Genomic DNA, 26,305 nt, shown 5'->3' on the forward strand with positions numbered 1-26,305 from the left:
GAGTGAAGTAGGTCCCAACAGGGGCGTCCGTATCGCCCCAGCAGGGGCCGTTGCGTGTGAGGATGAGGGCATGTCGCACGGCGAGGAACTGTTCGCTCTCGGCGGGGACGTGGCCACGGAGCCCAGCTTCGAGTCCGCTCTGCGGGGGTACGAGAAGAAGCAGGTGGAGCGGTACGTCGCGCGTGCGGAGCACGAGATCGCGACGCTCGCCGCCGAGCGGGAGCAGGCGTACACACAGATCCACAAGCTCGCCGGCCAGGTGGAGGTCCTGCAACGGGATCTCGCCCAGGTGCGCAAGCAGATCGGCGTGGTCGACCGGGCCTCGTTCAAACATCTCGGCCCACGCGTCGAGCAGATCCTCAGTCTCGCCGAGGAGCAGGCCGAGGACATTCTCCGCGTCGCCAACGACGAGATCGATTCCCGCCGGGCCGCGGCCGAGCACATCATCGAGGACGCGCGCGAGCAGGCCGAGAAGGCGCTGAAGGACTTCGAGATCGCCCTGGCCGCGCGGCGGGCCGAGGAGGAGCGGCAGGCCGCCGCCCGCAAGGCCGAGTCGGAGACCGCCCTGCGCACGGCCAAGGAGGAGGCCGCGAAGCTGCGGCGCACCGCCCAGGACGAGCTGACCCGGGCGCAGCAGGAGGCGACCCAGCTGCGGGAGACCGCGAAGGAGATCCACACCCGCGCGCAGCAGGAGGCCACCAAGCTGCGGGAGGCGGCCAAGGAGGCTCTGGCGAAGGCGCAGCAGGAGGCGACGCAGCTGCGCGACGCCGCCAAGGAGGTGCACGCCAAGGCCCAGCAGGAGGCCAAGCGCCTCGTCGACCAGGCCACCGAGGCGGGACGGGCCACCCACGCGAAGGCGCAGCGGGAGGCCAAGCAGATCATCGACGACGCCTCGATGGCGGGTCGCGCCACCCGGGCGAAGGCCCAGCAGGAGGCGGAGCGGCTGACCACGCAGGCCGCTGAGGCGGCCAAGCGCAGCCGCGCCGAGACCGAGGCGTACGTGCAGCGGATGCGCAGTGAGACCGAGGCGTACGTGCAGCAGTCGCGGGCGCAGACCCAGCAGGAGCTGGGGGCCTGGCGGGCCGGGGTGGAGAAGGAGGTGAACTCCCGTCGCGAGGCCGCCGACCGGGAGCTCGCACAGCGCCGCGCCACCGCCGATCAGGAGTTCGCCACGCGCCGCGACGAGTTGGAGAAGCAGTACAAGGCCCGCCAGCAGGAGCTGGAGACCGCTCACACCGCCCGCAGCCAGGAGCTGGAGACGGAGTTCCGCGCGCGCAAGGAGGAGTTGGAGACCTCCTTCACCTCTCGGCGGGACCAGTTGGAGGCCGAGTACACGACCCGCAAGAACGAGATCGAGCAGGGCGCCGACCGCGTCCGTCAGGCGGCGGAGCGGGACGCGGCGACGCTGCGCCAGCAGGCCGAGGAGCAGGCAACCGAGCTGCTGCGCCAGGCGGAGAGCGAGTCGAGCGAGAAGCGGCGCACCGCCGACGAGCACGTCTCGGCGTCCCGGCGGCAGTTCGAGGAGTACGCGGCGACGACCCAGCAGGCCCTCGCCACCACCCAGCAGCACCTTGCGGCGACGCAACAGGAGGTCGCCGCCGGCCGGCAGCAGCTCGCCCAGGTGATGCTGGAGATCGCCCAGGCCCAGCAGCAGCTCGCCGACCTGCGGCAGGAGACCTGGAAGTCCCGGCAGGAGTCGGATGAGCTGCAGCGGAAGCTGGCCGACCTGCGCCTGCAGTCGCTGGCCATGCCCGGTGGGGACGGTCCCACCTCCCCGCCGCCGGCCGGTGCGGTCAGCCCCGCCTCGGCCGCCGGTCCGGCCGTGGCGGCCCGACCCGTCGACGCCGGAAAGGACACGAGCGGGGACCCGACGGCGAAGCCGGCCGTGGGTTCCCGACCGGGTGACCCCAACGCGCAGCCCGGCGCGGGCACGCCCCAGCCCGTCGCCGCGACGGCGCAGTCCGGCGCCGGCACGCCGCAGCCCGTCGGCACGGTAGCGTCCGGCGGCTCGGCGAAGCAGCCCGGCGCCGACGCGGCGGCGGAGGCCGCCGGGGCCGCGCCGGCGGCCGCGAAGGTCGAGAGCGCGTCGAAGGACGCCGGCCAGCCGAAGGCGCGGCCGGTGGCCGAGCCGGTGACCACCGTGGACGACGGGGCTCCCGGCGCCGCCGCGGACGGCGAGCCGACGGTGGCCGCCGTGCCCGGCGAGGGTGGCCGTGGCGCCACCCCCACGAAGATCAAGAGCACCGGCGAGAACGGGAAGCGGCCCAGCAAGCCCACCACCGACGAGCGTGCCGCGAAGCCCAACACGGTGACCGTCGAGAAGGAGTGACGGGCGCACGCTCGGCCCCTCCGGTGCTCGCCGCCACCGATCTCGCCGCCGGGAGACCTCGACAGACAAGGGCGATGAATCTGCGTCATGAATATGCCGCAGAGTCATCGCCCTTGTCGGATGTGGTCCGCCGACCCGACTCCGCCGCGTCGCTGCCCCGTGGTGCGGCGGCAGAGCGATCGCGGCCCGGCTGAATGTCGGACGCCGCCCTCCGATGCCCGCGACCCGAGGGCGGCCGACCACCGTGTGCGCGAAAGGCGGTGACGAGGGCGGCTCGACTGTCGGTGAGAGCGGATGCTTCGGGACAGGGGTGACCAGTAGTCTCGGGCAGGGCCGGTGCGGGGACGCGCCGGCCGAGGATCGGGCGGCCTCGCCGCGGGACCTGACCGGAGGATCTGGTGACGCAGGACGGGCCGAGGGCCGACGGACCGGGCCGCGGGGACGGGGAGCATCCCGACCCGGAGCGGGCCCGCCCGCGACGGCACACCCCCGGCCCGGGCACGGAGGCGACACCGCACGATCCGCCGGCGGACGACCCGTCGACCGCACCGTTCGACCCGCCGCCGGGCGCCGGCACCGGGCGCTTCGGCCCACCGGGGCGGCCGCTGCGCCGCAACAGCTTCCTGCTGGGCTTCACCGGGGCGCTCGGCGTGCTGTCGGCGTACACGCTCTATCTCGGCGTACGCAACGCGGCCGGCATCCTGGTCCTGGTCCTCATCGCGCTCTTCCTCGCGGTCGGCCTCAACCCGGCGGTGGCCCGGCTGCGGAAGTGGGGCCTGCCGCACGGCCTGGCCGTCAGCGTGGTCGCCCTCACCGTGGTGCTGCTGCTCTGCGGCGGCGTGGTGGCGCTGGTGCCGCCGATCGTCACCCAGTCCGGCCAGTTCGTCGAACAGCTACCGCACCTGGTGCAGGACCTGCGCCGCAACGAGACGGTCAACGACCTCGTCGAGCGGTACGACCTGGTGCAGCGGGTGCAGGGGGCGGTGAACGCGGAGACCGTGAGTCGGGCGCTCGGCGGGGTGCTCGGCGGCGCTCAGCTGATCTTCGGCACCATCTTCCGGATCCTCACGGTGCTGGTGCTGACCATCTACTTCCTGGCCTACTTCAACCGGCTCCGCGCCCTCGGCTACGCCCTGGTGCCCCGGTCCCGGCGGGAGCGGGTGCAGCTGATCGGCGACGAGATCCTGGCCAAGGTCGGCGCGTACATGGTCGGCGCGCTGTGCATCGCGGTGCTGGCCGGGCTCAGCACGTTCATCTTCGCGCTGATCGTCGGGCTGGCCTACCCGATCGCGTTGGCGGTGGTGGTCGCGGTCACCGACCTGATCCCGCAGATCGGCGCCACCCTCGGCGCGGTGATCGTGAGTCTCGTCGGTTTCGCCACCGACCTGTCGGCCGGCATCGCCTGCGCGGTGTTCTTCCTCGTCTACCAGCAGGTGGAGAATTACCTCATCTACCCGAAGGTGATGCGCCGCTCGGTGCAGGTCAACGAGGTCGCCGCCCTGCTCGCCGCGCTGCTGGGGGTCGCCCTCATCGGCGTGGTCGGCGCGCTGATCGCCATTCCGACGGTCGCCGCCATCCAACTCATCCTGCGCGAGGTGGTGCTGCCCCGACAGCAGTCGCGGTGACGCCGGTCAGCCGGCCTTCGCCTGCGGCGGCCCCGGCACCGGTCGGTCCGCGAACGAGGCCACCGTGCGGTCGGCGTACGCGCTGACGTCGCCGGTCTCCATCGGGCCGTCCCAGGTGGTGGGCAGCGGCAGCGGGACGGCCGGGTTGACCCGCCGGACCACCTCGTCGAGCACCCGCTCGGCGTCACCGACCCACAGGTGCTTCGCCCCGGGCACCCCCACCACCTCGGCCTGCGGGACCGCGGCGAACCGCTGCCGGGCCTCCTCCGGGCGCAGGTAGTCGTCGAACTCGGGCACCAGCGCGACCAGCGGGCGGCCGGAGCGCGCCCACTGCGCCAGGTCCTCCGGCTTGGAGTAGCGCAGCGGCGGGGAGAGCAGGATCGCGCCGCTCACCGCCGGGTCGCAGCCGTGCTTGAGGGCCAGGTCGGTGCCGAAGGACCAGCCGAGGAGCCAGATGTCGGGCAGCTCGTGGAACTCGGCGTACTCGATCGCGGCGGCCACGTCGAAGCGCTCCCCGACCGCGTTGTCGAACGCCCCCTCGCTGGTGCCGCGCACGCTGCTGGTGCCTCGGGTGTTGAACCGGAGCACCGCGACGTCGGCCAGGGCCGGCAACCGCCAGGCCGCCTTGCGGAACACGTGGCTGTCCATCATCCCGCCGTGGGTGGGCAGCGGGTGCAGGCAGACCAGGGTGGCCACCGGCTCCCGGTCCACCGGCCGGGCCAGCTCACCGACCAGCCGCAGCCCGTCGGCCGTGTGCAGCTCGATGTCCTCCCGGCGGCCGGGAAGGATGGACGACGCGCGGATCGCTGTGCTCACCGCTCAAGTCTGGCCCGAACTCGCCGCCGCCGCCCGTCCGGGGAGCAAACGACGTGATCCAGATCGCTCAGCCGTAGCGGGGCGCGCCGCGCCCCCGCTGGACCACCGGGCCGCGCCGCTCCCGCGCCCGCCAGCAACCGCTGTGCCAGTGCCGGCGGTCGGTCAGGTCACCCCGCCCGTCCGCCGGCCACGCCACCACGTGCGCGACCCCGGGGCGGATCTCCTGGTCGCACCCGGGGCAGCGGTACGTCTTGACCGACGAGCCGCCGCTGATCCCGCGTACCTGCCACTCGCCGTCGCGCCACTGCTGCACGGATTCGACGCCCTGCCGGGCCCGCTCCGCGTCCACGTGGGCGGCGTCGTCCCGGCGGGGACGGTTACGACGAGGACTCACGTACCCAAGGTTACGGTCACTCCCAGGTCGCGGCCTCGCCAAGGTCGTCCGCCGGCTGGCGGGCGCCGACGGCCGTGACGACCGCGGCGAGGAGCGGTGTCGACCCGGGTCAGCGGTGGGTGTGGTCCCGGAAGCCCCGGCCGGTCTTGCGCCCCAGATAGCCGGCGGTGACCAGGTGCTCCAGCAGCGGCGCGGGGGCGAAGCCCGGCTCGCGCAGCTCCAGGTAGAGCTCCCGCTGGATGGCCAGCGACACGTCCAGACCGACCACGTCGAGCAGCTCGAAGGGGCCCATCGGGTAGCCGCAGCCGAGCTTCATCGCGTGGTCGATGTCGTCGGCGGTGGAGTAGCTGGCCTCCAGCATCTTCACCGCGTCGTTGAGGTACGGGAAGAGCAACGCGTTGACGATGAACCCGGAGCGGTCCCCGCACACCACGGCGGTCTTGCCGAGCGCGGCGCACACCGCCCGGGCGGTGGCGGTGGTCTCCGGCGACGTCCGGATGGTCCGCACCACCTCGACCAGCGGCATGATCGGGGCCGGGTTGAAGAAGTGCAGCCCGACCACGTCGGCGGGCCGCTGGGTGGCCATCGCGACGTCGATCACCGGCAGCGAGGACGTGGTCGTGGCGAGCACGACGCCCGGCTTGCAGATCTCGTCGAGGCTGGCGAAGAGCGCCTTCTTCACGCTCAACTCCTCGACCACCGCCTCGACCACGAGGTCGACGTCGGCGAGGTGGTCGAGGGTGGCCGACCAGGTGACCCGGCCGAGCGCGGCGTCCCGGTCGTCCTCGCTCAGCTTGCCGCGCACCACGCCCTTGGTGAGTGAGGTCTTGACGGCGTCGCAGACCTTCGCGGACTTCTCCGCGCCCCGGGTCACCGAAACCACCTCGTAGCCGGCCTTCGCGAAGACCTCGATGATGCCGGTCGCCATCGTCCCGGAGCCGACCACGCCGACCTTGGTGATGGCGCGGGCGCCGTCGGCGAGCGCGGCGCCCGTGGCCACCGGCGTCGCCTCGTCCGGTACGACGACCGGGGAGCCCGGCCGCTCGTACGTGTAGAAGCCCCGGCCGGACTTGCGGCCGAGCAGACCGGCCGTGACCATCTGCTTGATCAGCGGCACCGGGGCGTGCCGGCGGTCCCGCCCGCCGCGCCGGTACATGGTGTCGAGGATCTCGTACGCGGTGTCGAGGCCGATCAGGTCCATCAGCGCGAGCGGCCCCATCGGCAGGCCGCAGCCGAGCTTCATGGCGGCGTCGATGTCCTCGCGGCTGGCGTAGTGCGCCTCGAACATGCCGACGGCGTGGTTGAGGTAGCCGAAGAGCAGGGCGTTGGCGATGAAGCCGGCGCGGTCGTTGATGGTCACGTCGACCTTGCCGAGCCGGGCGCAGAGCGCCTCCACGTCGGCGACCACGTCGGCCGAGGTGACCACGGTGCGGACGACCTCGACCAGCTTCATCACCGGAGCGGGGTTGAAGAAGTGGATGCCGATGACCTGATTGGGCCGGGTGGTGGCGACGGAGATCTCGGTGACGCTCAGCGACGAGGTGTTGGTGGCGAGGATCGCCTCGGGCTTGCAGACCCGGTCCAGCTCGGCGAAGATCCGCTGCTTCAGGTCCAGGTGCTCGGGGACGGCCTCGATGACGAGGTCGACCGAGTGGAGGGCGTCGAGGCCGACCGCGAAGGTCACCCGGCCGAGCAGCGCGTCCCGGTCGGCCGGGTCGAGCTTGCCCTTGGCGACCGCCCGGTCGGTGGAGCCGGTGAGGTTGGCGCGGCCACGTTCCAGCGCCCCCTCGGAGATCTCGACGGCGACGACCGCCAGGCCGTTGCGGGCGAACACCTCGACGATGCCGGCACCCATCGTGCCCAGCCCCACGACGCCAACGCTGGTGAACTCGCGCGCCACGACCGGCCTCCCCAACAGGCTGCTCCAGCGCGGCCGATTGAACGGCCGCTAAGTTACGCGCGAGTCTGCCATGTGACGCTCGGTTGTCGAGACGTCGTGGCATATTTCACCCACCGCGCCCGGTTCGGGCAGGGGCGGCGGCGTCAGGCCGTCGGGACGGCGGCGAGCGCCAGTAGTTCGGCGACGAACTCCGCCGGCCGCTCCAGGTGCGGGCTGTGCCCACATCCCGGGAGCACCACCTCGCGGTGGCTCCCACCGGCGGCCGTGTAGCGCTCCAGCACCGCCCGGGTCTGGCCGACCATCGGCTGCGGCGGGCAGTCCTGGGCGCCGGGCCAGCCGGGCACCACGCCCAGCGAGCCGAGGTACGCCAGGTCGAACAGCGAGGTGTCGGAGACGATCACGTCGGCGTCGCCGCGCACCCAGGTGACCGGGGGCTTCGTCGGCACTCCGACCAGCTCGTCGGCGATCCGGAAGTACGTCGGTGCGAGCGCGTTGAGCACGCCCCGCTCGCCGGGCGCGGTGCCCGGCCAGTCGGCCGAGGTGACGGCCGTGCCCGGGTAGTTGTCGTCCCCGGTGGCGGTGGTGAGCAGGCTGTCGAGCAGCAGGTCCTCGTCCGCGCCGAGCGAGGCGGCGTCCGCCACGTACGCGGTCCGCAGCACGTTGCGCGGGCTCGTCGGGGCGTCCTCGCTCCGGTCCTTCGCGGCGAGCCGGGCGACGAAGTCGGGGTTGGCGGTTCCCGCGCCGGTGCCGGCGAAGTCGGGCGTGGTGGGGGTGCCGGCCAGGTCACGGGTGCCACCGAAGCCGTACGGGGAGACCGGCGCGGAGAGCAGCAGCCCGCCCACCCGGTGGGGGTGGTCGACGAGCAGCCGCATGGCCACGCCGCCGCCGAGCGAGTGGCCGACGACCACCGGCCGCGCGTCCGCGTCGGCGAACAGGGTGGGATCGTCGAGCAGCGCGGCCACGTCGTCGGCGAAGTCGCGCAGCCCTCGGGTGGCGTTCACCGGGGCGGTCTCGGTGTCGCCGTAGCCGCGCAGGTCGGGTGCGACCACGCGCAGCGTGCCCGGCAGGTGCCGGACCAGCGGCTCCCAGAACGCCGAGGAGGAGCAGTTGCCGTGCACGAGGAGCACCGGTACGCCGTCCGGCGGCCCGGCGACCCGTACCGCCTGGGTGATGCCGTTGGCCGTGACGATCCGCTGCTCGGTCTCCATCCGCGGGATGCTGCCACCCCGCCCGACGCCGGTCCATGTGGGTGACCCCCACCCGAGGCGGCGCGACTCTGTGGCGACCGCCCGGTCAGCGGACGGCGGTCGGCGGGCTCGTCAGCGGCACCGGCAGCGGCAGGGTCGGGCGTTGGTCCCGACGGATCAGGCCGAAGCTCAGCCCGACGGGGTCGGTGCGCGCCACCCCCGGGTCGAAGAAGCGCAGCTCGGTGCGGCCGAGCCGGATCACATCGCCGTCGGCGAGCTGCTCGACGTCGATGATCCGCCGGTCGTTGAGCCAGGTGCCGTTGGTCGAGCTGAGGTCCCGCAGCGACGCGCCCTCGGGGGCCAGCCAGACCTCGGCGTGCCGGCGGCTGAGGTGCGGGTCGTGGACGACCACGTCGACCGTGGGCGCACGCCCGATCACCTGCGGCGCCGGGCGCAGCCGGAAGCTCGCACCCCGCATCGGACCGCCGGCAACCGTCAACAACGGCAGCAGTTCGTGACGCTCCTCCATGGACACTCAGCCCTCCACCCCACACCGTCACCCCGCGCGTCAGCCTGCCACCAGACGGTAGTCGCGCTCCACGGCCGCGCGGTCACCTCGTGTCCCCGGGCGGTCAGCTCCCGATCCCCGGTTCGGGCGGCCGGTCCATGGTCCCGCCAGGTCCCGACGGAGGCGGCGGGACGCGCCGCGTCGCCGGACATTTCGGCCGGTCGACGGCCTACCGGTGAGTAATGTTCGGGTCTAGACTTCCGCCATGACGGCTGTGCATGTCCCCGGCGCCCCGTTCGTCTCCGACGGCCTGCTGGTCTCCACCAGCCCGGCCACCGGGGCCGAGGCCGGCCGCTTCCCCGTCGCCACCGCGGCCGAGGTCGCGGCGGCCGTCGACCGGGCCCGCGCCGCCGGGCAGTGGTGGGCCGGGTTGGGCTTCGCCGCCCGTCGGGAGCGGCTGCTGCGCTGGCGGTCGCTGGTCGCCCGGCGGATCGAGCAGCTCGCCGAGCTGGTGCACGTCGAGGGCGGCAAGCCGGTCGCCGACGCCGTCGTCGAGGTCGTCACCGCGGTCGAGCACATCGACTGGGCCGCCCGCAACGCCCGCCGGGTGCTCGGCCCCCGCCGGGTGCGGTCCCGGCTGATCCTCGCCGAGTTCTCCGGCCACCTCGAATACCAGCCGCACGGCGTCGTCGGGGTGATCGGCCCGTGGAACTATCCGGTCTTCACGCCGATCGGCTCCGCCGCGTACGCCCTGGCCGCCGGCAACGCGGTCGTGTTCAAGCCGAGCGAGTACACGCCGGCGGTGGGTCAGTGGCTGGTGGACACGCTCGCCGAGGTGGTGCCCGAGCACCCCGTGTTCACCGCCGTGCACGGGCTCGGTGACGTGGGCGCCGCCCTCTGCCGCTCCGGCGTCGACAAGGTCGCCTTCACCGGCTCGACGGCCACGGCCAAGAAGGTGATGGCCGCCTGCGCCGAGTCCCTCACCCCGGTGCTCGTGGAGGCGGGCGGCAAGGACGCCATGATCGTCGACGCGGACGCCGACCTGGACGCCGCCGCCGAGGCGTGCGTGTGGGGTGCGCTGACCAACGCCGGGCAGACCTGCATCGGCATCGAGCGGGTCTACGCCGTCGAGCCGGTCTTCGACGCCTTCGTCGACAAGGTGGTCACCCGGGCGGGCCGGCTCACCGTCGGGCCCGACGGCGCCGACATCGGGCCGATCACCATGCCGGCACAGGTGGAGGTGATCCGCCGGCACATCGACGACGCGCTGGCCCGAGGCGGCCGGGCGGTGTTGGGCGGCGCCGACGCGGTCCAGCCGCCCTACGTCCGGCCGACGGTCCTCATCGACGTGCCCGAGGACTCGGCCGCCGTCCGCGAGGAGACCTTCGGGCCCACGCTGACCATCAATCGTGTCCGCGACACCGACGAGGCGGTCGCGCGGGCCAACGCCCTCCCGTACGGCCTGGGTGGTGCCGTCTTCGGTCGGCGCCGCGCGGTGGCGATCGCCCGGCGGCTGCGCTCCGGGATGGCGTCGGTCAACTCGACCCTGACGTTCGCCGGGATGTCCACGCTGCCGTTCGGCGGTGTCGGCGAGTCCGGCTTCGGCCGCATCCACGGCGAGGACGGGTTGCGCGAGTTCGGCCGACCCAAGTCGATCACCCGGCGGCGGGCCCGTTCGCTGCTGCCGTCGATGACTTTCGAGCGCACCCCGGCCGACGTCGCCCGACTCGTCAAGGCCATCAAGCTGATGTACGGCCGCTGACCCGCCTCGGCGCGGCGGGGAGGGCGTCGGTCAGAACAGGGTCAACTCGTCGCGCTCGATGCCGCGCAGCTTGTCGTAGTCGACGACCACGCAGCGGATGCCCCGGTCGGTGGCGAGCACCCGGGCCTGCGGCTTGATCTCCTGGGCGGCGAACACGCCGGTGACCGGCGCGAGCAGCGGGTCGCGGTTCATCAGTTCGAGGTAACGGGTGAGTTGCTCCACCCCGTCGATCTCGCCGCGCCGCTTCACCTCGACGGCGACCGCCCGGGAGTCGGCGTCCCGGCAGAGCAGGTCCACCGGCCCGATCGCGGTCATGTACTCGCGGCGGACCAGCGTGAACCCCTCACCCAGGGTCTCCGGGTTGGCGGCCAGCAGCTCCTGGAGGTGCGCCTCCACCCCGTCCTTGCGCAGGCCCGGGTCGACGCCCAGCTCGTACGACGTGTCCTGGAAGATCTCCTCCAGGGTGATCCGCAGCTCCTCGCCGGCCTTGTTGACCACCCGCCACACCCCGGGGGCCTCCTCCAGCCGGCAGGGCGGGCTCATCCAGTTCAACGGCTTGTACGCCCGGTCGTCGGCGTGGATGGAGACCGAGCCGTCCGCCTTCACCATGAGCAACCGGGTGGCCGGCGGCAGGTGGGCCGAGAGCCGTCCGACGTAGTCCACCGAGCACTTCGCAATCACCAACCGCACCCGACGAGGGTAGCCGAGGAGGGGGCCGACGCCGGCGAGCGGCACTGGCGTGCCGGTGGGATGCTGAGATCGTGTTCGAAGTCCTCACCGGAACCGGGCTCGCCGCGTCGGCGGGTCTGAACGCCTACATCCCCCTGCTCACCATGGGTCTGCTGGCCCGCTACACGGACCTGATCGACCTGCCCAGTGGCTGGGCGTGGCTCGGCAACGGCTGGGTGATGGTCATCCTGGCGGCGCTGCTCGCCGTGGAGGTGGTCGCCGACAAGGTGCCGGTGGTCGATCACGTGAACGACGTCGTGCAGACCGTGGTCCGCCCCACCGCCGGCGGTCTGGCCTTCGGCGCCGGCTCCTCCGCCGAGACGGTGACGGTGAGCGACCCGGGCTCCTTCTTCTCGTCGCACCAGTGGGTTCCGGTGGTGACCGGCGTGCTCGTCGCGCTCGGCGTGCACCTGCTCAAGTCCGCCGCCCGCCCGGTGATCAACGCGACCACCGCCGGCGTCGGCGCGCCCGTGGCCAGCACCGCCGAGGACGCGACCAGCGTGCTGATGTCGGTGGTGGCGATCCTGCTGCCGGTGCTCGTCCTGCTCTTCCTGGCCGGTCTCGTCGCCTACCTGTTCTGGTTCCGGCGTCGTCGAGCCGACCGCCGGCGGGAACGGGAGGCGGCCCGGGCGGCCGGCTTCCGCGTCTGAACCGGAAACGCCGCTGGCCGGCACCCCACACTCGGGGTGCCGGCCAGCGGCTTGTTGCCGTGCTGTCGGTCAGCTGTTCCAGTACTGGGCGACCAGGTCGGCGGCCTGCTGCTCCCACTGGGCGTAGGCGTCCGGGTAGGCCGACACCTGCACCGTCTGAGCAGCCACGGTCAGCGGCATGTCCTGCCAGCCGTCGACCTGCTTCAGGCCCTTCAGGAAGGCCATCGTCGCGTACTCCGGGTCGGTGATCTGCTCCGGCGTGCCCCAACCACTGGACGGGCGCTGCTGGAACAGGCCCAGCGAGTCGTGGTCGTTGGCGTCACCGAGGTGACCCAGGTTCTCCAGCTTCGACTCCTGCAGGCTCGTCGCGATCGAGATGACCGCGGCCCGCTCGTCCATGCCCGACTTCTTCGTGGCGGCGATGATCGCCTTCACGTTCGCGATCTGCTCGTCGTTCAGGTCGATGTGCGACTGCGCGCCCTGCACACCGTGCGGGATCAGCTTGCCGCTGTCGACCTTGTCGGTCTGCACGACCGCCACCGGCTTCATGTCCACCGAGTGCGCGTGGTGCGTCGCCGCGATCGGACCGCCGACGACACCGCCGGCGAAGGCGAGACCAGCAAGACCGAGAACGCTCTTACGCATGATCGTGTTCATGATGAGTAGCTCCTTCGGGGGTTTGACACCCGCCGCCGAATAGGGGTCGGTCAGGCAGGTGTAAGCACCTCGTCGGCGCCCAAGTCACAAGGGGATTGCTCCGGCCCGCGGCGGCGGGGGTGCCGCACACACGCGCCGGGTCCAGATCCAACGACCGGCGGCCCACCATCATTCCGGGGCTCGCCACGTGCGTCGGTCCATGTCCAACGACCGCGAGCCCGTCATCATTCCGGGCTCGGCAGCGCGCCGGGTCCATGTCCAACGACCGGTGGTCCGGCGTCATTCCGACTCTGGCCCGGTCGATCGGGCTCGGGTCGGCCCTGCCGCGGCAGGGACCATGTTCAACGACCGCGGCCCGGCCGTGATTCCGGCCTGGGGATGTCCCCGGTCACAGCCCAAACCGCCCACGACCACCCAGTCGGGCCGTGGGCGGGGCATCGCGACACGGTCCCCGCTGAGATCATCCTCCGGTGTCCGTGAAGAACCTCCGCGTTCCCCTCGCCGTGACGCTCGCCGTGCTCGCGGCCGCGGCAGCTCTCCTCGCCGGTCCCACGCCCCGACCCGAGCCGGTGCGCGCCGGCCTCGCCCGGCTCCCCCACGCCACCACGGCCCCGGGCGCCGCCGCCACACCCGGCGGCCCGAACGGCGCGCCAGCCACACCTGCCACACCGGACCCGAGCGGCGCACCAGGCGCAGACGGTGACGTACCGGTCACCGGTGGCCCGGGCACCCCGGAGGCGACCCCGCCGGCTGGTGGGGTCACACCGCCCGGTGCCACCCCGCCCGGCACGCTTCCGCCGGTGGTCGACCACGGGCCGCGTACGGGGAACAAGGTCGCGCTCACCTTCGACGCCGACCTGACCGACGCGATGCGGCGCCAACTGCGCAGCGGTGCGGTGCGGTCGTACGCGAACCTGGCGATCATCGACCTGTTGGAGCGGCGGCAGGTGCCGGCGACCTTCTTCCTGACCGGCAAGTGGGTCGAGGAGTATCCGGAGGTGACCCGGCGGTTGGCCGGAAACCCGCGGTTCGAGCTGGCGAACCACACGTACGGGCACGAGTCCTTCACCCCGGACTGCTACGACCTGCCCCGGATCGCGGAACGGCGGATGACCGCGGACGTGGCCCGGACGTTCGACGTGATCGCGCCGTACGGGGGCCGCCAGACCCGCTACTTCCGCTTCCCCGGGCTGTGCCACGACCGCACCGCACTGAACGCCCTCGCCCCGCTCGGTGTGACGGTGGTGGACGGCGACGTGGTGAGCGGGGACCCGTTCGCGACCGCGTGGCGGCCGTTGGTGCGCGCGGTCCTGTCCCAGGTGCGCCCCGGCTCGGTGATCATCATGCACGTCACCGAGGCCAACGCGCCGATGACCGACGAGGCGCTGCCGCACATCCTGGCCGGCCTGGCCGAGCGCGGTCTGCGACCGGCCCCGCTGTCGGAGGTCCTGGCGAACGGGGAACCGACAGCCTGACCGCCCTCCACGGACCTAAAATCGGGGCAAATACCGAGGAGGTCGACATGACCGCAGCGATCGAGATGCCCCACGTCGAGGAGTGCGTCGTCGCGGCGTGCGCCTACAACCACACCGGCGACTGCCACGCCTTCGCGATCACGATCGGCAGCTCGGACCACGCGCACTGCCACACCTTCGTCGAACTGCCGGTGCGCGCCGGTGTCGCCGACCTGACCGCCCAGGTGGGCGCCTGCCAGCGGGCCGACTGCCGGCACAACGAGCAGCTGGAGTGTCACGCCCCCGCCATCCGGGTCGGCCCGGACAACGACCTGGCCGACTGCATGACGTACGCCGAGCGCTGAGCCGCAGCACCGGCAGGGCGGCTCACGCCAGCCCGTTGGCCTCCCGGATCACCGTGACCAGCTCGTCGATGATGCCGGTGAGGGCGAAGTCCTTCGGCGTGAAGACCCGGGCCACCCCGGCGGCGCGCAGGTGCTCGCCGTCCCCGGTCGGGATGATGCCGCCCACCACCACCGGCAGGTCGCCCCGGCCGGCCGCGCGCAGGCCGTCCAGCACGGCCGGCACGGCCGCGAGGTGCGAGCCGGAGAGCACGGACAGCCCCACCAGGTCGACGTCCTCCTCCACCGCGGCCGCGACGATCTGCCCGGCGGTCAGCCGGATGCCCTGGTAGACCACCTCGAAGCCGGCGTCCCGGGCGCGTACCGCGATCTGCTCGGCGCCGTTGGAGTGCCCGTCCAGGCCGGGCTTGCCGACCAGCAGCCGCAGTCGCCCGCCGCCCAGCTCACGGGCGGTGGCGGCGACCCGTTCCCGGACGCCCGCGAGGCCCGGGTCCGCGCCCGGCCCGACCCCGGCGGCCAGGCCGGTGGGTGCCCGGTACTCGCCGAAGACCTGCCGCAGCGTGCCCGCCCACTCCCCCGTGGTGACGCCGGCCCGCACGCACGCGAGCGTCGCCGGCATCAGGTTCACGGTGGTCGCCGCGTCGGCCCGCAACCGGTCCAGCGCCGCGTCGACCGCGGCACCGTCGCGCCCGGCCCGCCACTCGCGTACGCCGATCGCGGCGTCCGCCTCCACCGCCGGGTCCACCTGCTCGACCGCCGCCGCACCGGCGGCGGTCAGCGGGCTCGGTTCGGTCTCGGTGAACCGGTTGACACCGACCACCACGTCGGCGCCGGCCTCGATCCGGCGCCGCCGCTCGGCCAGCGCGGCGACCAGGGCGCTCTTGAGGTAGCCGGTCTCCACGGCGGTGACCACACCGCCCATCTCCAGCACCTTGTCCAGCTCGACGCGGGCGCCGGCGACGATCTCGTCGACCAGCGCGGTCATCACGTGCGAACCCTCGAACAGGTCCGGGTACTCCAGCAGGTCCGACTCGTACGCGAGCACCTGCTGCATCCGCAGCGACCACTGCTGGTCCCAGGGCCGGGGCAGGCCGAGCGCCTCGTTCCAGGCGGGCAACTGCACCGCGCGGGCCCGGGCGTCCCGGGACAGGGTCACGCCGAGCATCTCCAGCACGATGCGCTGGATGTTGTTCTCCGGCTGCGCCTCGGTCAGGCCCAGCGAGTTGACCTGCACCCCGTAGCGGAACCGGCGCTGCTTCGGGTCGGTCACGGCGTAGCGGTCGCGGGTGATCTCGTCCCAGAGCGCGCCGAACGCGCGCATCTTGGCGATCTCCTCGACGAAGCGCACCCCGGCGTTGACGAAGAACGAGATCCGCTGGACCACGTCGCCCATGCGCTCGGCCGGCACCTGACCCGAGTCTCGTACGGTGTCGAGGACGGCGACCGCCGTGGCGAGGGCGAAGCCGACCTCCTGCACCGGCGTCGCGCCCGCCTCCTGGAGGTGGTACGAGCAGATGTTCACCGGGTTCCAGCGCGGCATCTCCCGCAGCGTGTACGCGACGACGTCGGCGGTGAGCCGCAGCGACGCGGCGGGCGGAAAGATGTACGTCCCCCGGGACAGGTACTCCTTGATGATGTCGTTCTGGGTGGTGCCGGCGAACCGGACCGGCTCGGCGCCCTGCTCCGCGCCGACGGTGGTGTAGAGGGCCAGCAGCCACATCGCCGGTGCGTTGATCGTCATCGACGTGTTCATCTCGGCGAGCGGGATGCCGTCGAAGAGGGCCCGCATGTCGCCGAGGTGGGCGACGGGCACGCCGACCCGGCCGACCTCACCGGCGGCGAGCTCGTGGTCGGGGTCGTAGCCGGTCTGGGTGGGCAGATCGAAGGCGACCGAGAGGCCGGTCTGCCCCTTCGCGAGGTTGCGGCGGAAGAGGGCGTTGGTGGCGGCGGCCGAGCTGTGGCCGGCGTACGTGCGCATCACCCACGGTCGGTCGCGCTCCGGCAACCGCCCCGGGAGGGCCTTCTCGTCCATGGCCGGAGTCTAAGTTACCGTTCAGTAAAACGGGCTGTGGAAAACCACACACGTCCATGGAGGGGACGTCCGGGTACGGACGACACGACATGGGGGCGACCTCCACACCCCGCCCGGTCCACGTCGCCGACCAGGTCGCACACTTGACGGCATGGACAACGAGCTCGCCATCTCGGTGCGAGGGCTGCGCAAGACGTACGGCGGGACGGCGGCGGTCGCCGGCCTCGACCTGGACGTGCGTCGCGGTGAGGTCTTCGCCCTGCTCGGCCCGAACGGGGCGGGCAAGACCACCACCGTGGAGATCCTGGAGGGCTACCGGCAGCGGGACGCCGGCGAGGTCTCGGTGCTGGGCAGCGACCCGGCCGCTCCGGCGGCCGACTGGCGGACCCGGGTGGGCATCGTCCTCCAGGGCACCGGCGAGTTCGACGAGCTGACCGTCGGCGAGGTGGTCCGGCACTTCGCCGGCTTCTACCCGGACGCCGACGACCCGGAGAAGGTGATCGAACGCGTCGGCCTGACCGGCAAGGCCCGGGCCCGGACGCACACCCTCTCCGGCGGCCAGAAGCGCCGCCTCGACGTGGCGCTGGGCATCATCGGCCGCCCCGAGCTGCTCTTCCTCGACGAGCCCACGACCGGCTTCGATCCGGAGGCCCGCCGCGAGTTCTGGGAGCTGATCCGCGACCTGGCCGCCGCCGGCACCACGATCGTGCTCACCACGCACTACCTGGACGAGGCCGAGGCGCTGGCCGACCGGGTCGGTGTGATCGCCGGCGGGCGGCTGGTCGAGGTGGCCGCCCCGGACCAGCTCGGCGATCGGCAGGAGGCGCTCGCGACGGTCTCCTGGCGTACGCCGGAGGGCACGCTGGAGAGCGTGCAGAGCGCGACGCCGACGGCGTTGGTGGCGGAGCTGGCCGCGCGCCACGGCGGTGAGGTCCCCGGGCTCACCGTGACCCGGCCGACCCTGGAAGACGTCTACCTCACGATGATCGGACACCGATGACCACCACCACCAAGCCGGCGGCCCCGGTCGCCGCCGCCCCGGCCCGCCGGGTGGGCCCGGTCGCGCTCGGGCTGCGGCAGGGCCGGCTGGAGATCACGCAGTTCCTGCGCAGCCGGGAGTCCGTCGTCTTCACGATGGGCTTCCCGGTGATCATGATCCTGATCTTCGCGGCGATCTTCGGTGACGAGATCGCCCCCGGGGTCAGCTACACGCAGTACTTCATCACCGGAATGATCGCGACCGGTCTCATGACGGTCAGCTTCCAGAACCTCGGTATCTGGATCCCCATCGAGCGGGACCGGGGGGTGCTGAAGCGCTACCGGGGCACGCCGATGCCGAAGTGGGTCTACTTCGCCGGCAAGGTGCTCATGGTGGTGGCGATCGGGATCGCGGAGACCGCGCTGCTGCTCGCCGTCTCCGTCGCGTTCTTCGACCCGTCCCTGCCGGGCAGCGCCGGGCGGTGGCTCACCTTCGTCTGGGTCGCGGTGCTCGGCGTGACCGCGTGCACGCTCTGCGGCATCGCGATCTCGTCGCTGGCCCGCACCGCGCGCAGCGGCTCGGCGGTGGTCACGCCGGTGGCGCTGGTGCTCCAGTTCATCTCCGGGGTGTTCTTCGTCTTCACCGAGCTGCCGAGCTGGATGCAGCAGGTGGCGGCGCTCTTCCCGCTGAAGTGGATGTGCCAGGGGCTGCGTGCGGTGTTCCTGCCGGAGAGCTTCGGCGGCCAGGAGCCGGGCGGGTCGTTCGAGCTGGGCCGTGTCGCCCTGGTCCTCGGCGCCTGGTGCGTGATCGGCCTGGCGCTGTGCCTCACCACGTTCCGCTGGACCACCCGACGCGACGGCTGAGCCGCGCTGTCGAGACGCGACGGGGGGTGGGCGCCGCGGCGCCCACCCCCCGTCCCCGAATCAGTACGTGTAGAAGCCCTTGCCGCTCTTGCGGCCCAGGTCACCGGCGGTGACCATGCGCTGGAGCAGCTCCGGCGGGAAGAACTTCTCGTCCGCGGTGTCGGTGTAGATGTTCTTCGCGGCGTGCAGCAGCACGTCGACGCCCGTCAGGTCCGTGGTGGCGAGCGGACCCATGGCGTGGCCGAAGCCGAGCCGGCACGCGGTGTCCAGGTCCTCGGCCGACACGACACCCGACTCGACCAGCTTCACCGCCTCCACGACGAGGGCGGCGATCAGCCGGGTGGTGACGAAACCGGCGATGTCCCGGTTGACCACGACCACGGTCTTGCCGATCTCCTCGGCGAACGCCTTGACCGTGGCCAGCGTGGCGTCGCTGGTCTTGTAACCCCGGACCAGCTCGCAGAGCTTCATCATCGGCACCGGCGAGAAGAAGTGGGTGCCGACCACCGACTCCGGGCGCTCGGTGACCGCCGCGATCTGGGTCACCGGGATGGCCGAGGTGTTGGTGGCGAGGACGGCGTCCGCCTTGCAGATCTTGTCGAGCGCGCGGAACACCTCGTGCTTGACCTCCAGCCGCTCGAACACCGCCTCGACCACGATGTCCGCGTCCGCGGCGGCCTCCAGGTCGGTGGTCGGGGTGATCCGGCCCAGCGTCGCCTCGACGTCGTCGGCCGCGATCTTCCCCTTCTCGGCGAACTTCTCCAGCGACGTCCGGATGCCGGCGATGCCGCGGCCGGTGGCCGCGTCGTCCAGGTCCCGCAACGTCACCTGCCAGCCCGCCTGCGCCGCCACCTGGGCGATCCCGGAGCCCATCAGCCCCGCCCCGACGACCGCGAGTCGACCCGCCATCTGCTTCCCCCTCGCCTGGTTGAGTGTCTGCCAGCACCCTAGTCGGCGAGCCTGAACGATTGCTAAGCCCGGTCGGGGTCAGATGGTCAGATCGGGCTCCTCCGGCGCGGTCCCCCGCTCCACGCTCACCCCGAGGGCCCGCAGGTCGGCCACGAAGTCCGGGTAGCCACGGTCGACGTGGTGCACGTGGGAGACCTCGGTAACGCCGTCCGCGCAGAGCCCCGCGATGATCAGCCCGGCGCCGGCCCGGATGTCGGTGGCCCGCACCGGCGCCCCGGAGAGGCGGTCACGGCCGCAGACCAGGGCGTGGTGGCCGTCGGTCTTGATGTCGGCGCCCAGCCGCATCATCTCGTTGGCGAACATGAACCGCCCGTCGAAGATGTTCTCGGTGATCAGCGAGGCGCCGTCGCTCACCGCCGCCAACCCGATCGCCATCGGCAGCAGATCGGTGGCGAAACCCGGAAAGGGCAGCGTCACCACGTCCACCGCGACGGGCCGCTCGTCCATCCGGACCCGGAAGGAGTCCGCCCGGGTCTCCACCAGCCCACCGGCCGCGACGAGCTTGTCGAGCGCGACCTGGAGGAACTCGGGGTCCACCCCGGTGACCGTCACGTCGCCGCGGGTCATGGCGGCACCGAAGGCCCAGGTGCCGGCGACGATCCGGTCCCCCACCGTGGCGTGGCGCACCGGCCGCAGCCCGGGCACCCCCTCGATGTGCAGGGTGGAGGTGCCCGCACCGGAGATCTGCGCGCCCATCTGCTGGAGCATCGTGCAGATGTCGACGATCTCCGGCTCCCGGGCCGCGTTGTCGATGACCGTGGCGCCGCGCGCCAGCACCGCCGCCATCACCAGGTTCTCGGTGGCGCCCACGCTCGGGAAGTCGAGCGTGATCTCCGCGCCGTGCAGGCCGTGCGGGGCGGACGCGATGACGAACCCGTGCTCGCCGGAGATCTCCGCGCCCATCCGGGTCAGCCCCGAGATGTGCATGTCCAGGCCGCGGGAGCCGATGGCGTCGCCGCCGGGGTGGGCCACCCGTACGTGGCCGAGGCGGGCCAGCAGCGGGCCGAGCACGCAGATCGACGCCCGCAGCCGGCGGACCAGGTCGTAGTCGGCCTCCGCGCCCGGGCGGTCCGGCACGTCGATGGAGACCGAGCGGGACCGGGCGACCCCGCCACCGGCGACCATCGGGTCCACCGGGTCGTCCGCGTCGAACCGGACGTCACAGCCCAGCCGGCGCAGTACCTCGCCCATGATCGCGATGTCGGTGATCCGGGGAACGTTGGTGATCACGCTGCGCCCCGGCGCGAGCAACGCCGCCGCCATCAGCTTGAGCGCCGAGTTCTTCGCCCCGACCACGTGCACCGTGCCCGCCAGCCGGGCGCCTCCGCTCACGCGGATGACGTCGACGTCGTTGACCGCCGGATCGCCCGCGTCGCCCGGGCCGACCGCGCCGGGCCAGCCGGGGGCGACGTCCGGCCGCACCGGGATCGTCAGGTCAGGTATCCGTAGGCTGTGCGTCATGGCCGTCCACCTCACGCGCATCTACACCAGGGCCGGCGACGCCGGCACGACCAGGCTGAGCAACAACGAGCAAATCCCGAAGACCGATCCACGGATCGCCGCGTACGCCGACGTGGACGAGTGCAACGCGGCGATCGGCGTCGCCCTCGCCCTCGGCCAACTCGACGACGAGCTGCGGACCGTGCTCGGGTCGATCCAGAACGACCTCTTCGACGTGGGTGCCGACCTGTCCACCCCGGTCGAGCCGGAGCCGAAGTATCCGCCGCTGCGCGTCACCGAGGAGTACGTCGAGCGCCTCGAGGGCTGGTGCGACGAGTTCAACGCGCGGCTGAGCAAGCTGGACTCCTTCATCCTCCCCGGCGGCACCCCGGGCGCGGCCCTGCTGCACGTGGCGCGGACCATCGCTCGGCGGGCCGAGCGGACCGCGTGGGCGCTGGTCAGCCATGACCCGGAGCGGACCAGCACACTCCCCGCCAAGTATCTCAACCGGCTCTCCGACCTGTTGTTCATTCTGTCAAGGTCGGCCAATCCGGCCGGAGATGTGCTATGGGTCCCGGGCGGGAACCGCTGACCACCGGCACGCTGCACCACGTCGGAGTCTGAGTACCCGCTCTGACGGCGGCCAGACCCCGGCGGGGCCACGGGCTCAACGCCAGTGTTCGGGGCTGTCCAGCACGCCACGCCGGCTGCGTACGCCCCGGCCCGGCCCCGGCCCGCGGGGGCGCGGCCCGTCCCCGGCCGGGGCAGGTGGGCGACGCGCCCGCCCGGCGCACGACCGGGTCGCCCGGGCCCGACGGCGTCCCCGGAGGCGACGCGCCACCAGCAGGCCCCCGACCACCACGGCGAGCACCCCGCCGGCGGCGGCCAACGGCCCCGACGGCGCGCCCCCGGCGAGGTAGCCGACCAGCACCGTTCCGGGCACCCACACGACCACACCGATCCCGTCGAACAGGACGAACCGCCGGTACGGCAGCCCCACCGCACCGGCCACCCGGGGCACCAGGGTCCGCACGAACGCCGTCCACCGGCCCACCAGCACGGCCGACCCGCCGCGCTTCGCCACCAGGGACTCGGCGCGCCGCCACCGCTCCACGCCGATCCGTCGCCCGAGCCGGCCGGCCCGCACCCGGGGGCCGAGCAGCCGCCCCTCCAGATAGCCGAGTTGGTCGCCGGTGAACGCGGCGACCGTGGTGACGACGAGCGCGGCGGTCAGGTCCACCTCGCCCGTACGGGCCAGCAGGCCGACGGTCAGCATGGTGGTGGCCGCGGGAAGCACAAGCCCGGCGAGCAGGCCCACCTCGCCGGCGAGGACGAGGGCGGCGACCAGCAGCACCATGGCGGGTGGCAGCCCGACGAGCCGGTCGGTCAGCGAGTCGAGGAACGTCACCTGACCGACTCTGCCGACACCGCCCCGCGCCGCCCTCCTGCCGCCGGCCGGTCCGCCTCCTCCGGCTGGCCGGCCACGGGGCCGAGACCGAGCCGAGCCGAGCCGGGACCTCAGCCGGTCGGGTCGGGGTCGGACACGGGGTTGAAGTCGTCGTCGACGAGGCCCAACCGGTGGGCGACCACCGCGGCCTGCACCCGGTTGCGCAGGTCCAGCTTCTCCATCGTCGCCGAGACATGGGTCTTCACGGTCGTCACCCCGAGGTGCAGCCGGTCGCCGATCTCCGCGTTGGACAGGCCCGCGCCGACCAGCGCCAGCACCTCGCGCTCCCGGGGGCTGAGCAGCCGCAGCCCTGGGTCAGGCGGGGTCGGCCGCCGCTCACGGTCGTGGTCGGCGATCGCCCGGTGCACGATCCGGGCCAGGACGGGCGGGGCCAGCAGCGGCTCGCCGCGGGCTGCCCGCCGGACCGCGTCGATCAGCTCCTCGGGAGCGCCGTCCTTGACCAGGTAGCCGATCGCCCCGGCACCGAGCGCGCCGTAGATGTCGGCGTCCTCGGCGAAGGTGGTGAGGACCAGGATCCGGGCACCCGGCTGCCGGTCGAGGATCCGCCGCGTCGCCTCGATGCCGTCCACGCGCGGCATCCGCAGATCCATCAGCACCACATCCGGGTGCAGCCGCTCGGCCAGGCGTACGGCGTCGTGCCCGTCACCGGCCTCGCCGACCACCTCGAAGTCCCCCGCGCTGCGCAGCAGCAGACCGACGCCGGCTCGCACCAACGCCTGGTCGTTCACCACCAACACCCTGATCATCCGGTCTCCCTGGTCGGTAGCCACGCCCGTACCCGCCACCCGCCGCCCTCGGCGGCCCCGGCGGTGAGCGTCCCGCCGAGCAGCCCCACCCGTTCCCGCATGCCCGCGAGACCGTGGCCGGACGGCGGCAGCGTCGGGCGGGGCCGGACCGGACCGGAGTCGCGTACCTCCACCACCATGCCGCCGCCGTCCGCCCGGACGTCGACGGAGGCCGCGGCGCCCGGGCCGGCGTGCTTGAGCGTGTTCGTGAGCGCCTCCCGCACGACGCGGGCGGCGGTCGTCCGCACCACGAGCGGCGCGGCGGTCAGCGCGGACGACATGGTCACCCGCACCGCCACCCCGGCCTCGCGGACCTGCTGCTCGGCGTCGCGGATCACCTGCTCCGGCTCGACCTGCCCGGCGGACGGCTCGACCGCCTCCGGGTCGCGGAGCACCTCCAGCAGCTCCCGCAGCTCGTCGAGGACCCGTCCGGCGGTGTCCCGCAGCTCGCCGAGGACCACCACCGCCTCGGCGCTGTCCCCGGTCCGTTCGACGGCGTAGCGGGCGGTACCGGCGCGCAGGGCGATGGCCGCGATGTGGTGGGCCACGATGTCGTGCAGGTCCCGGGCGATGCCGGCCCGTTCGGCCAACCGTGCCGCCCGGGTCTCGACCGCCCGGCGGCTCTCCGCCTCCCGGGCCCGGTCCTCGGCGACCTGCGCGGCGTGGCGCACCCCGCGCAGGTAGCGCCCGAAGGCGACCGGCGCGGCGGTGACCCCGGTGAGCATGACCAGCCGGAGCACCCCGAGACCTCCGGAGAGCACACCGGCGTTGCCATGGTCCAGCACGTCGGCGAGGGTGGCGGCGTAGAACAGCGCGTAGGCCAGGGCCGTGCCGCGCCAGTCGGCCCGGTAGGCGACGAACCCCAGCGCGACCGCCGCGGCCAGCTGCGGGGTGTCGGTGGCGGTGGCGGTGAGCGCGTCGGCGACCACGAGCAGCGCGCACTCGCCGACCAGGACGAACCACGGCAGCCGGCGTACGCCCACCAGGGCGAGCCCCGCGACGAGCGGGACGGCCACCGCCCAGCCCTCCCGGGGCTGACCGGGCGCGCCCAGCAGGGTGCTGGCCACCCCCAGGCCGGCCGCGACCAGCCCGAGCAGCAGCTCCGGCCACCAGCCGCGTCGCACACCCGTCACCCGGCCACGATACGGAGCGACCGGTGGGGCGATGGTCCTCCCACCGGCCGCGTCCCCTCCTCCGGGTGGCCGCGGCCGGCTCCTGCGGCAAGGCCCTCCGCCAACCGGTGGCGTCGACGCCGGCCGGTCAGGCGGCCGGCCAGTCCTGGGAGGCCAGACGCGGCGAGGCCGCCCCGGGTGGGGCGGCCTCGAGCCAGGAGAGAAAGCCGGTGACCGTGGATCGCGCCATGGCGATCTCCACCGGAGCGTGGTGACTGGTACAGCGGAGGATGATCCAGTCGGCGGGCATGGAGAGCCGCTCCTGCCCCTCGGGTAGCCGCCGCCGCTCCACGGCCAGCCCCTTGCGGGAGAGCACCCGCTTGGGGCGCAGCGCGAAGCTGAACATCCGGTACCAGCGGAGCTCGTCACCGACGAAGCGGCCGAAGCCGGGCGACCAGCCCCGACCGTCGAGCAGCGTGGAGACCCGGACGCTGAGCCGGATGATGCCACCGCTACGGGTGACCAGGGCTCGACGGACGAAGAGGATCAGGAGCGCGACGAGAACGACGGCTACGCCGATCCCGATCCCTTCGACGATCTCCATCGACGGGTCGGCTCAGCGGCTCTGCGCGGCGTCGACCGGGGTGGCGCTCTCGGCGAGGACGGTCACGCCCTCGGCGCTCACGGAGAGGAATCCGCCGTCCACCTCGTAGGAGACCTGCTGGCCACCGGGGAGCTTGATGCGGACCTGGCCGGGCTCGGCGAGCTGGCCGAGCAGCGGCGCGTGCCCCGGCAGCACGCCGAGCTCACCTTCGGTCGTCCGGGCGACGACCATCTCGGCCTCGCCGGACCAGACCTTCTCCTCGACGGCTACGAGCTCGACGTGAAGCTGCTGTGCCACGCTGTCTCCTTGCTGCGGCGGCGGGTTGGGCAAATTCTAGTCCCGCCGCCACGGCGCACCCAACGCGGGTGGCGGAGAGGTGGGCCACGCCTACTTGGTCTTGTTCACGAATTCCGGATGTTCGAGCAGGAACGGGTCGAGCTGCTCGTTGTGCAGGGCGGCGAAGAAGTCGGAGACCCCGGCGTGGAACTGCTCGCCCTTGTACTTGCTGCCCTCGTAGACGCCGCCGCCGGGCAGCTTGATCATCTGGATGGCGTTCGGGCGGATGTTCTTCAGGGCGAGACCGAAGTCGACCACGCTGTTGCCCCGACCGCTGAAGATCAGGGACTGGCCGGCGGCGCGAAGCACCTTGTCCAGCTTGATCGGGTTGGTCACCACGTCGGCGCTGAACGCCTGCCCCACCATCGCCTTCACGAACTGCTGCTGGTGGCGCTGCCGGCCGTAGTCGGAGTCGGGTACACCGTTCTTCGGGTAGCGCTGCCGCACGTAGTCCAGCGCCTGCCAACCGCTCAGGTGCTGGTTGCCCTTCTTGTAGACGGCCTGCGGACCGATGTAGCCGCCGCCGCCCGGCTTGCCCTCGCGGTGCTTGCCGCTCGGCTCCCGGTGCTCGGAGCGCACCTCGCGCTCGATGTACATGTCGACGCCACCCATCGCGTCGACGATCTTCTGGAAGCCGGTGAAGTTGATGATCGCGCCGGCGTCGAAGCGCTTGATCCCGGTCTCGTTCTGCACGGTCTTGGAGAGCAGCTCGAAGCCGCGGGCCGCGTCCGGGTTCCGGCCGGGGATCTGGCTGCCGAAGGACATCGCCGCGTTGAGCTTGGTGCGCTCGCCGCGGAAGTGGGCCGGCGGGAAGGCCGGGATGTCCACGTAGAGGTCGCGGGGCATGGAGAAGAGGTAGGCGCGGTCGAGCTCGGCCGGCACGTGCAGCACCATGATCGAGTCGGCCAGCGGCGGGGTCTCCGGCTTCCGCGGGTCGATGCCGACCAGCAGGATGTTGAGCGGTCCCTTGATGTCGCTCTTGCGCTCCTTGGCGCCGGCGGCCTGGTCGCCGAAGAGGTCGGCCTTGCCCACCGCGCCCTCGTAGCGGGCCAGCAGCACCTCGCTGCCGACGAGCAACCCGCCGCTGAGCATCATCAGCACGACGCCGAAGGCGGTGCAGACCCGGGCCCACCGCGGCACACCACGCCAGATGGACTTCTTCCGGCCGTTCTTGCCGGCCTTACCCACGAGCTTCTCCGTTCGTCGCGCCTGCCCATGTAGACGGCGCAGGTGGCCGAAAACGTTGCACGTTTCGACGCCCGATCCCGGCGCGGCGCGATGAGCGGTACGGACCACGACCCGGGCGCCGAGCCTGAGTGATTGGGCAGCGGCGATGATAGGGCC

General features: G+C 72.8%; 25 protein-coding genes. 9 read left to right on the forward strand and 16 right to left on the reverse strand.

Features of this window, described 5'->3' with window-relative positions; all coding sequences use genetic code 11:
- Positions 1-70 precede the first annotated feature (70 nt).
- Together ACIBTV_RS11405 and ACIBTV_RS11410 are read left to right on the forward strand one after the other, a co-directional pair.
- A complete protein-coding gene (locus tag ACIBTV_RS11405) occupies positions 71-2,329 on the forward strand; it encodes a hypothetical protein (RefSeq protein WP_396703901.1) in 2,259 nt (752 codons plus the stop codon).
- Between the two features lie 398 nt (positions 2,330-2,727).
- Positions 2,728-3,954, forward strand: a complete 1,227-nt coding sequence (locus ACIBTV_RS11410; protein WP_396703902.1) for an AI-2E family transporter — start codon at positions 2,728-2,730, stop codon at positions 3,952-3,954.
- 6 nt (positions 3,955-3,960) lie between these two features.
- Here ACIBTV_RS11410 and ACIBTV_RS11415 read toward each other — a convergent pair whose 3' ends face one another.
- The 5 genes from ACIBTV_RS11415 to ACIBTV_RS11435 all read right to left on the reverse strand — a co-directional run bounded on the left by ACIBTV_RS11415 (position 3,961) and on the right by ACIBTV_RS11435 (position 8,780).
- Positions 3,961-4,770: an alpha/beta hydrolase gene (locus tag ACIBTV_RS11415; RefSeq protein ID WP_396703903.1), complete on the reverse strand. Its 810-nt coding sequence runs from the start codon at positions 4,768-4,770 to the stop codon at positions 3,961-3,963.
- Between the two features lie 67 nt (positions 4,771-4,837).
- Positions 4,838-5,164 carry a hypothetical protein gene (locus ACIBTV_RS11420; protein WP_396703904.1) on the reverse strand — a complete coding sequence of 109 codons (327 nt, stop codon included), beginning with the start codon at positions 5,162-5,164 and terminating at the stop codon, positions 4,838-4,840.
- Positions 5,165-5,273: 109 nt separating this feature from the next.
- Positions 5,274-7,064: a 3-hydroxyacyl-CoA dehydrogenase family protein gene (locus tag ACIBTV_RS11425; RefSeq protein ID WP_396703905.1), complete on the reverse strand. Its 1,791-nt coding sequence runs from the start codon at positions 7,062-7,064 to the stop codon at positions 5,274-5,276.
- Positions 7,065-7,207: 143 nt separating this feature from the next.
- On the reverse strand, positions 7,208-8,272 hold the full coding sequence (locus ACIBTV_RS11430) for an alpha/beta fold hydrolase (protein ID WP_396703906.1): 1,065 nt from the start codon (positions 8,270-8,272) through the stop codon (positions 7,208-7,210).
- 85 nt (positions 8,273-8,357) lie between these two features.
- On the reverse strand, positions 8,358-8,780 hold the full coding sequence (locus tag ACIBTV_RS11435) for an FHA domain-containing protein (protein WP_396703907.1): 423 nt from the start codon (positions 8,778-8,780) through the stop codon (positions 8,358-8,360).
- Between the two features lie 244 nt (positions 8,781-9,024).
- On the opposite strand from ACIBTV_RS11435, the gene ACIBTV_RS11440 reads away from it, so the two are divergent.
- Positions 9,025-10,521 (forward strand): aldehyde dehydrogenase family protein, encoded by a 1,497-nt coding sequence (locus ACIBTV_RS11440; protein WP_396703908.1) that lies wholly within the window; start codon positions 9,025-9,027, stop codon positions 10,519-10,521.
- Between the two features lie 30 nt (positions 10,522-10,551).
- Here ACIBTV_RS11440 and nucS read toward each other — a convergent pair whose 3' ends face one another.
- On the reverse strand, positions 10,552-11,211 hold the full coding sequence (nucS, locus tag ACIBTV_RS11445; RefSeq protein ID WP_396703909.1) for an endonuclease NucS: 660 nt from the start codon (positions 11,209-11,211) through the stop codon (positions 10,552-10,554).
- 71 nt (positions 11,212-11,282) lie between these two features.
- Here nucS and ACIBTV_RS11450 point away from each other — a divergent pair, with 71 nt between their 5' ends.
- A complete protein-coding gene (locus ACIBTV_RS11450) occupies positions 11,283-11,900 on the forward strand; it encodes a DUF4126 domain-containing protein (RefSeq protein WP_396703910.1) in 618 nt (205 codons plus the stop codon).
- A gap of 69 nt (positions 11,901-11,969) precedes the next feature.
- On the opposite strand, the gene ACIBTV_RS11455 is transcribed toward ACIBTV_RS11450, so the two are convergent.
- Complete coding sequence (locus ACIBTV_RS11455; RefSeq protein WP_396703911.1) at positions 11,970-12,557, reverse strand: hypothetical protein; 588 nt, start codon at positions 12,555-12,557, stop codon at positions 11,970-11,972.
- Positions 12,558-13,027: 470 nt separating this feature from the next.
- Here ACIBTV_RS11455 and ACIBTV_RS11460 point away from each other — a divergent pair, with 470 nt between their 5' ends.
- Both ACIBTV_RS11460 and ACIBTV_RS11465 read left to right on the forward strand, forming a co-directional pair.
- Positions 13,028-14,032 carry a polysaccharide deacetylase family protein gene (locus tag ACIBTV_RS11460; protein WP_396703912.1) on the forward strand — a complete coding sequence of 335 codons (1,005 nt, stop codon included), beginning with the start codon at positions 13,028-13,030 and terminating at the stop codon, positions 14,030-14,032.
- 47 nt (positions 14,033-14,079) lie between these two features.
- Entirely contained in the window at positions 14,080-14,376 is a 297-nt protein-coding gene (locus tag ACIBTV_RS11465) for a DUF1540 domain-containing protein (protein WP_396703913.1), read from the forward strand.
- A 22-nt stretch (positions 14,377-14,398) separates the two neighbouring features.
- Here the strand turns inward: ACIBTV_RS11465 and ACIBTV_RS11470 are convergent, their stop codons facing one another.
- Positions 14,399-16,405, reverse strand: a complete 2,007-nt coding sequence (locus ACIBTV_RS11470; protein WP_396703914.1) for a protein meaA — start codon at positions 16,403-16,405, stop codon at positions 14,399-14,401.
- A gap of 151 nt (positions 16,406-16,556) precedes the next feature.
- Between ACIBTV_RS11470 and ACIBTV_RS11475 the strand changes: the two genes are divergently transcribed.
- Together ACIBTV_RS11475 and ACIBTV_RS11480 are read left to right on the forward strand one after the other, a co-directional pair.
- On the forward strand, positions 16,557-17,405 hold the full coding sequence (locus ACIBTV_RS11475; RefSeq protein ID WP_396703915.1) for an ABC transporter ATP-binding protein: 849 nt from the start codon (positions 16,557-16,559) through the stop codon (positions 17,403-17,405).
- Entirely contained in the window at positions 17,402-18,247 is an 846-nt protein-coding gene (locus ACIBTV_RS11480; RefSeq protein ID WP_396703916.1) for an ABC transporter permease, read from the forward strand. Before ACIBTV_RS11475 ends, ACIBTV_RS11480 begins: the two co-directional genes overlap by 4 nt.
- A 60-nt stretch (positions 18,248-18,307) precedes the next feature.
- On the opposite strand, the gene ACIBTV_RS11485 is transcribed toward ACIBTV_RS11480, so the two are convergent.
- Both ACIBTV_RS11485 and murA read right to left on the reverse strand, forming a co-directional pair.
- Positions 18,308-19,156: a 3-hydroxyacyl-CoA dehydrogenase family protein gene (locus tag ACIBTV_RS11485; RefSeq protein ID WP_396703917.1), complete on the reverse strand. Its 849-nt coding sequence runs from the start codon at positions 19,154-19,156 to the stop codon at positions 18,308-18,310.
- Between the two features lie 78 nt (positions 19,157-19,234).
- The gene (murA, locus tag ACIBTV_RS11490) at positions 19,235-20,677 is read right to left on the reverse strand and encodes a UDP-N-acetylglucosamine 1-carboxyvinyltransferase (protein WP_396703918.1); all 1,443 of its coding nucleotides are present in this window, start codon (positions 20,675-20,677) and stop codon (positions 19,235-19,237) included.
- On the opposite strand from murA, the gene ACIBTV_RS11495 reads away from it, so the two are divergent.
- Positions 20,676-21,248, forward strand: a complete 573-nt coding sequence (locus ACIBTV_RS11495; protein WP_396703919.1) for a cob(I)yrinic acid a,c-diamide adenosyltransferase — start codon at positions 20,676-20,678, stop codon at positions 21,246-21,248. The two genes, murA and ACIBTV_RS11495, sit on opposite strands and share 2 nt — an antisense overlap.
- A gap of 75 nt (positions 21,249-21,323) precedes the next feature.
- On the opposite strand, the gene ACIBTV_RS11500 is transcribed toward ACIBTV_RS11495, so the two are convergent.
- The 6 genes from ACIBTV_RS11500 to ACIBTV_RS11525 form a co-directional block, all read right to left on the reverse strand.
- The gene (locus tag ACIBTV_RS11500; protein WP_396703920.1) at positions 21,324-22,064 is read right to left on the reverse strand and encodes a DedA family protein; all 741 of its coding nucleotides are present in this window, start codon (positions 22,062-22,064) and stop codon (positions 21,324-21,326) included.
- Positions 22,065-22,174: 110 nt separating this feature from the next.
- A complete protein-coding gene (locus tag ACIBTV_RS11505) occupies positions 22,175-22,870 on the reverse strand; it encodes a response regulator (RefSeq protein ID WP_396703921.1) in 696 nt (231 codons plus the stop codon).
- Positions 22,867-24,042, reverse strand: coding sequence for a sensor histidine kinase (locus tag ACIBTV_RS11510; protein ID WP_396703922.1), 1,176 nt, complete (start codon positions 24,040-24,042; stop codon positions 22,867-22,869). Before ACIBTV_RS11510 ends, ACIBTV_RS11505 begins: the two co-directional genes overlap by 4 nt.
- Positions 24,043-24,169: 127 nt before the next feature.
- Entirely contained in the window at positions 24,170-24,625 is a 456-nt protein-coding gene (locus tag ACIBTV_RS11515; RefSeq protein WP_091595548.1) for a DUF2550 domain-containing protein, read from the reverse strand.
- Between the two features lie 12 nt (positions 24,626-24,637).
- Positions 24,638-24,922: a F0F1 ATP synthase subunit epsilon gene (locus ACIBTV_RS11520; protein WP_091595546.1), complete on the reverse strand. Its 285-nt coding sequence runs from the start codon at positions 24,920-24,922 to the stop codon at positions 24,638-24,640.
- A gap of 90 nt (positions 24,923-25,012) precedes the next feature.
- Positions 25,013-26,149 carry an LCP family protein gene (locus tag ACIBTV_RS11525; RefSeq protein ID WP_396703923.1) on the reverse strand — a complete coding sequence of 379 codons (1,137 nt, stop codon included), beginning with the start codon at positions 26,147-26,149 and terminating at the stop codon, positions 25,013-25,015.
- Positions 26,150-26,305 lie beyond the last annotated feature (156 nt).

The sequence above is a fragment of the Micromonospora sp. NPDC049366 genome (genome assembly GCF_044466625.1).
Lineage (GTDB): Bacteria > Actinomycetota > Actinomycetes > Mycobacteriales > Micromonosporaceae > Micromonospora.